The organism is Microbacterium sp. Bi128 (genome assembly GCF_918698205.1).
On record NZ_CAKKMM010001245.1, the window covers coordinates 1 to 1,516 of the forward strand.

Below are 1,516 nucleotides of genomic sequence, written 5' to 3' on the forward strand. Positions count from 1 at the left end.
GCTGGCGCTGCCGCAACCCGCTGATCTACCGCGCCGTGTCCTCCTGGTACGTCGAGGTCACCAAGTTCAAGGACCGCATGTCCGAGCTCAACCAGGACATCAACTGGATCCCGGGCAACGTCAAGGACGGCCAGTTCGGCAAGTGGCTCGCCAACGCCCGCGACTGGTCCATCAGCCGCAACCGCTACTGGGGCAGCCCCATCCCCGTCTGGCAGTCCACCGACCCGGACTACCCGCGCACCGACGTCTACGGCTCCCTGGCCGAGATCGAGGCCGACTTCGGCCGCCTGCCGCTGAACAAGGCCGGCCAGGTGGACCTGCACCGGCCGTTCATCGACGAGCTCACCCGCCCGAACCCGGATGACCCCCGCACTCCGGAAGAAGGCCAGTCCGTGATGCGCCGCGTCGAGGACGTCCTGGACGTCTGGTTCGATTCCGGTTCCATGCCCTACGGCCAGGTCCACTACCCGTTCCAGAACGAGGAATGGTTCGACACGCACAACCCGGCGGACTTCATCGTCGAGTACATCGGCCAGACCCGCGGCTGGTTCTACATGCTGCACATCCTTTCCACCGCGCTGTTCGACCGTCCGGCCTTCCGCAACGTCATCAGCCACGGCATCGTGCTGGGTTCGGACGGGCAGAAGATGTCCAAGAGCCTGCGCAACTACCCGGACGTCTCCGAGGTCCTGGACCGCGACGGCTCCGACGCCATGCGCTGGTTCCTGATGTCCAGCCCGATCCTGCGCGGCGGCAACCTCGTGGTCACCGAGCAGGGGATCCGCGACGGCGTCCGCCAGGTCATCCTGCCGCTGTGGAACGTGTACAGCTTCTTCACGCTCTACACGAACGCAGCGGACAGCGGCGCCGGGTACGACGCGAAGCTCCGCTACGACGGCTACGCCGACACCCTGGACCAGTACCTCATGGCCAACACCGGGGACCTGGTCCGGAACATGACCGCCCAGCTGGACAGCTACGACATCTCCGGCGCCTGCGACGAGCTGCGCAGCTACCTGGACATGCTCACCAACTGGTACGTCCGCCGCAGCCGCCAGCGCTTCTTCGACGAGAGTGTGGACGCCTTCGACGCGCTCTACACCGCGCTGGAGACCGTCACCCGCGTAGCCGCCTCTCTGCTGCCGCTGATCTCCGAGGAGATCTGGCGCGGCCTCACCGGCGGGCGTTCCGTGCACCTGGCCGACTGGCCGGATGCCGGACTGTTCCCGGCCAACCCGGGCCTGGTCGAGGCGATGGACCGGGTGCAGCAGATCTGCTCCACCGGCTCCTCGCTGCGCAAGGCCGCGAACCTGCGCGTGCGCCTGCCGCTGCAGGAACTCACGGTCGTGGCACCGGGCGCGGACGCGCTGGGCGGCTTCGCCGCCGTCGTTGCCGATGAACTGAACCTGCGCTCGGTCCGCCTGCTGGACGCCGAGAGCGCCTCCCCGGAGGAGTTCGGCATCGAGCAGAAGCTCGTGGTCAATGCCCGGGCCGCCGGCCCGCGCCTGGGCAAGAA

1 protein-coding gene is annotated in these 1,516 nt (G+C 67.8%); it reads left to right on the top strand.

What is annotated here, in order from left to right:
• Window positions 1-1,516 (top strand): class I tRNA ligase family protein (locus LQV45_RS31680; RefSeq protein ID WP_230011390.1); only part of this gene is annotated, 1,516 nt, incomplete at both ends.